A 5,007-nucleotide genomic window follows, 5' to 3' on the forward strand; every position below is an offset into this window, starting at 1 on the left:
CGGCAGCCGGCAGGCAGCGCGGCCCGCTAGGGGCCGTTTCCCTCCGCGGCACGCCGGGGGTTGTCCTTGTACCGCGGCCCGCGTGCAGGCACACTCATAAGTGTGCTTAGTAGTCCGGCGGGCGATGCGCGGCGGATGAGCAGGGTGCATGCGCCTGCCGGGTGCGCGCACCCCAAGCGAACAAAGGAGAACCGGTGATGAGTTCAGCTGCAGAAGGGGCCAGGAGCCCGAAGCAACGGCGCAATGAAGTGGTAGCGGCGGAGAGGCGCCAATTCGGCGGCATCAAGTGGGGTTCGGCGTTCTTCGGCTGGCTCGCGGCCACCGGGATCGGGGTCATCCTGACGGCGCTCGTAGCCGCCATCGGCACGGCAGTGGGCATCGCCGAGAGCGCCGATCCCGCGCAGGTTGCCGAGCAGGCGTCCCGGAACCTGGGGACGGTCGGCATCGCGGGCGGCATCATCCTGGCCGTCATCTTGTTCATTTCGTATTTTTGCGGCGGATACGTGGCCGGCCGGATGGCCCGCTTCGACGGCGTCAAGCAGGGGCTGGCCGTGTGGCTGTGGGCGATCGTGGTTGCCATTGTGCTCGCCATCCTGGGGCTGATTGCCGGCAGCCAGTTCAATGTGCTGAGCGCCTTGAACAGTTTCCCCCGCGTGCCCCTCGGCGAAGGGGAGCTGACGACCGGCGGCATCATATTCCTGGTTGTCGCGGCGCTGGTCTCGCTCGCCGGCGCCATTCTCGGCGGCAGGTCCGGCATGCGCTTCCACCGCAAGGTGGACCAGGTGGGCGTCGACCGCCGCTTCGACGGGCCGGGAGAGGGCGAGTAACGCGCCTTCGGCGCAGGCCGGCTGCCGTTAACGGGAGAATCCCCGGCCGTTGAGCCGGGGATTCTCCCTTGTCCTGCGCTTCAGTGCCCTCGATAGGATTCGAACCTACGGCCTTCTGCTCCGGAGGCAGACGCTCTATCCCCTGAGCTACGAGGGCGCGGCACCGGCTGTTGCCCGGTGCCCTGCGGGACCTATTGAGCTTATCAGCATCTGCGCCGCCAGAAGAAATGCGCCCTGGCCGGCCCCGACGGCGGGCGCCTTGAAAGCGGCCGGTCCGGCCGTCACAACCGGCCGGCAAAGCCGGCCTGCGAGCCCGGTCACAGCCAGCCCGCCGAAAGCCGGTCGGATCAAGGGATTGCCCTATGCTTGTGGGGTGACTCCTGAAGAACTTTCCGCTGCCATTGCCGCCTGCCTGCAGGCCGCCGTCGACGCCGGCGACTTCGCCGTCGAAATGCCCAGCGAGGTCCGGGTGGAGCGCCCCAAGAACCGCGAGCACGGGGACTGGGCCACCAACATCGCCATGCAGCTGGGCAAAAAGGCCGGCATGAGCCCGCGCCGGTTCGCCGAAATCCTCAGCGCGCGGCTGGAGAAGATCGACGGCGTCAGCCGGGTGGACATCGCCGGACCCGGATTCCTGAACATCACCGTGGACGCCGCCGCGGCCGGAACGCTGGCTCGCAGCATCGTGGAGGCCGGCAGCGCCTTCGGCACCGCCGGCGACCTGGCGGGCCAGCGGATCAACCTCGAATTCGTCTCCGCCAACCCGACCGGCCCGATCCACCTGGGCGGGACCCGCTGGGCGGCACTCGGCGACGCCCTGGCCCGCATCCTGGCCGCCCAGGGCGCCGACGTCACCCGCGAGTACTACTTCAACGACCACGGGTCGCAGATCGACCGCTTCGCCCGCTCGCTGCTGGCGAAGGCAAAGGGCGAACCCGCCCCCGAGGACGGCTACGGCGGAGACTACATCGCGGACATCGCCCAGGCGGTGCTGCGGCAGAATCCGGACGCGCTGTCGGCGGCCGACCCGCAGGAAGAGTTCCGCAGCCGCGGCGTCGAACTGATGTTTGGCGCCATCAAGGAATCGCTGCATGAGTTCGGGGTGGACTTCGACGTCTACTTCCACGAAAACTCCCTGTTCGAGGACGGCGCGGTCGAAAAGCTGCTGGAGCAGCTCAAGGACTCCGGCAGCCTCTACTTCCAGGACGGTGCCTGGTGGCTGAAGTCCACCGACTTCGGTGACGACAAGGACCGCGTCGTCATCAAGTCCGACGGCAATGCCGCCTATATTGCCGGCGACATCGCCTACTTCAAGAACAAGCGGGACCGCGGTTTTGACCTGTGCATCTACATGCTCGGCGCCGACCACCACGGTTACGTTGCCCGGCTGAAAGCCGCCGCGGCCGCCATCGGCGACGACGCCGACCGGGTGGAAGTGCTGATCGGGCAGATGGTCAACCTGGTCAAGGACGGCAAGCCCCTGCGCATGTCGAAGCGGGCCGGCACGGTGGTGACCATGGAGGACCTGGTCGACGCCGTGGGCGTCGATGCCGCCCGCTATGCCCTCACCCGCTCGCACGCCGATTCCAACATCGACATCGACCTGGACCTGCTGGTCAAGCACAGCAATGACAACCCGGTCTTCTACGTGCAGTACGCCCATGCGCGCACCTGCGCCGTGGCGCGCAATGCGGCCTCTTCCGGCGTGGACCGCAGTGCCTTCAATGCCTCGCTGCTGGACCATGCCACGGAGAACGAACTGCTGGCCGTGCTCGGCGCCTACCCGTCGGTGGTCGCCACCGCCGCGAAGCTGCGCGAACCGCACCGCATCGCCCGGCACCTGGAAGTCATCGCCGGCGCCTACCACCGCTGGTACGACGCCTGCCGGGTGACGCCGATCGGCGACGGCGAAGTCACCGACACGCATCGTACCCGCCTGTGGTTGAATGCCGCCGTCACCCAGGTCCTGGCCAACGGCCTTGGCCTGCTGGGCGTCAGCGCGCCGGAGAGGATGTAATGCCCGCAGCACACGAAACCGCCGCCGCGTCCGACCTGGCTCCGGACTGGCTCACCTGCCCGCAGGACGTCAACCGGCTGGATGCCAAACTCTGGGCCCGGGACGTGTCCCGCGGCGCGGAGGGCGAGCTGGAAGTCTCCGGCCTCGGCGTCACCCGGCTGAAAGAGCAGTTCGGCACGCCGCTGTTCGTGGTGTCCGAGGACGACTTCCGGGCCCGCGCGCGCGGGTTCAAGCAGGCCTTCGACGAGGCCTTCAGCACGCTCTGCGGCGGCGTCGACGTCTACTACGCCGGCAAGGCGTTCCTCAGCGTGGAAATCGCCCGGTGGGTGGCGCAGGAGGGGCTGCGGCTGGACACCTGCAGCGGCGGGGAGCTGGCCGTGGCCGCCCGCGCGGGCATCCCGGGGGAGGACCTGGGCCTGCACGGCAACAACAAATCCGACGCCGAACTCCACCGCGCCCTGGACATGGGGCTGGGCCGGATCGTGGTGGACAGCCTGGACGAACTGGCGCGCCTGGGAGCCATCGCCGCGGCCCGCGGCGAGATGGCCAACGTGATGCTGCGGCTGACCCCCGGCGTGCACGCGCACACCCACGAGTTCATTGCCACGGCGCACGAAGACCAGAAGTTCGGGCTCTCGATGGCCGGCGCCGACGACGGCGCGGGGCACGACGCCGGCGCGCAGCCCCGGCCGGCCGGCTCGCCGGCCGCGCAGGCCGTGGCGGCGGCGCTGGAGCACGAGTCCATCAACCTGCTGGGCCTGCACTGCCACATCGGATCGCAGATCTTCGAGCCCGAAGGCTTCGCGCTGGCGGCCGAGCGGCTGCTCACGTTCGTGGCCGAGGTCAAGCGGGTCCACGGCGTGGACCTGCACGAACTGGACCTAGGCGGCGGCTACGGCATTGCCTACACCGAGGCCGACAGCCCCCGCCCGCCGGCGGAACTCGCCCAGGCGATGGCCGCCGTCGTGCGCTCCGTCACGCAGCGGCTCGGCATCCCGGTGCCGCGGATCTCGATCGAACCGGGCCGGGCCATCGCCGGGCCCAGCACGTTCACGCTCTACTCGGCCGGCACCCGCAAGACCGTCCAGGTGGACACGGAGGGCGGCGGCAGCAGCCCGCGGCGCTACGTGTCCGTGGACGGAGGCATGAGCGACAACGCCCGGCCGGTGCTCTATGACGCCGACTACTCGGCGGCGCTGGCCTCGCGTGTGACGGACGCGGCCCCGATTATTTCCCGCGTGGTTGGTAAACACTGCGAGAGCGGTGACATTGTAGTCAGGAACGTTTACCTGCCCGAGGACATCGAGGCAGGGGACCTGCTGGCGGTGCCGGCGACCGGGGCCTATTGCTGGGCGCTCTCCAGCAACTACAACTACGTTGCCCGGCCACCTGTGGTTGCCGTGCGCGGCGGCGAGCCGCGGTTGATCATCCGAGGCGAGACCGAAGACGACCTGCTGGCCCGCGACCTGGGCTGAGCGCCGGCCGGGCAGCAGTTAATGCGAGTAAGACTAAGACTGAGAGTTTGGGCAGCATGAAAACGCTGAAGGTAGCACTGTTGGGATGCGGGAACGTCGGCGCCCAGGTGGCCCGCATCCTGCTTGACGACGCCGACGTGCTGGCCGCGCGGACCGGCGCGCGGCTGGAACTGACCGGCATCGCGGTGCGCAATGTCTCGGCCAAGCGGGCCGTGGAACTGCCCGCAGAGCTGTTCACCACCGACGCCGCGACGCTGGTCAAGGACGCCGACATCGTGATCGAACTGCTGGGCGGCCTGGAACCGGCCCGGACGCTGATCCGCACCGCAATCGCCAACGGGGCCGCCGTCGTCACCGGCAACAAGGCCCTGCTGGCCGCCGACGGCCAGGAGCTGTACGCCCAGGCCGACGACGCCGGCGTCGAGCTCTCCTTCGAGGCGGCCGTGGCCGGGGCCATCCCCATCCTGCGGCCGATCCGCGAGTCGCTGGCGGGGGACCGCGTCACCAAGGTGATGGGCATCGTCAACGGAACCACCAACTACATCCTGGACCAGATGGATTCCACCGGCGCCCAGTTCGGCGAGGCGCTGGCCGCCAAGGGTGGGAGGCCTCTTCGGCGATGGTGATGACATTGGCTCCGGCGCGCACCGCGCGCTCAACGAAGGGTGCATGATCGGTGATAAAGCTG

The 5,007-nt window shown here is 69.0% G+C and carries 3 protein-coding genes, 1 tRNA gene and 1 pseudogene; 4 read left to right on the forward strand and 1 reads right to left on the reverse strand.

All coding sequences use genetic code 11. From position 1 onward, the window contains the following. The first annotated feature begins 197 nt into the window (after window positions 1-197). Window positions 198-827, forward strand: a complete 630-nt coding sequence (locus tag AC5RV2_RS14430; RefSeq protein WP_494067193.1) for a hypothetical protein — start codon at window positions 198-200, stop codon at window positions 825-827. Between the two features lie 84 nt (window positions 828-911). Here the strand turns inward: AC5RV2_RS14430 and AC5RV2_RS14435 are convergent. After that, a tRNA-Arg gene (locus AC5RV2_RS14435) sits at window positions 912-984 on the reverse strand. A gap of 216 nt (window positions 985-1,200) precedes the next feature. On the opposite strand from AC5RV2_RS14435, the gene argS reads away from it, so the two are divergent. The 3 genes and pseudogenes from argS to AC5RV2_RS14450 form a co-directional block, all read left to right on the forward strand. Continuing rightward, a complete protein-coding gene (gene argS / locus AC5RV2_RS14440; RefSeq protein ID WP_494092903.1) occupies window positions 1,201-2,844 on the forward strand; it encodes an arginine--tRNA ligase in 1,644 nt (547 codons plus the stop codon). After that, the gene (gene lysA, locus AC5RV2_RS14445; RefSeq protein WP_494092904.1) at window positions 2,844-4,319 is read left to right on the forward strand and encodes a diaminopimelate decarboxylase; all 1,476 of its coding nucleotides are present in this window, start codon (window positions 2,844-2,846) and stop codon (window positions 4,317-4,319) included. Before argS ends, lysA begins: the two co-directional genes overlap by 1 nt. 56 nt (window positions 4,320-4,375) lie before the next feature. After that, window positions 4,376-4,912, forward strand: a pseudogene (locus tag AC5RV2_RS14450) (homoserine dehydrogenase); the annotation flags it as partial. Window positions 4,913-5,007: the final 95 nt, after the last annotated feature.

The organism is Arthrobacter sp. Y3225116 (assembly GCF_059091245.1).

Bases quoted from the DNA above. Each gene is read 5' to 3' on its own strand.
- AC5RV2_RS14430 (WP_494067193.1), top strand. From the start codon at position 198: ATGAGTTCAGCTGCAGAAGGGGCCAGGAGCCCGAAGCAACGGCGCAAT.
- lysA (WP_494092904.1), top strand. From the start codon at position 2,844: ATGCCCGCAGCACACGAAACCGCCGCCGCGTCCGACCTGGCTCCGGAC.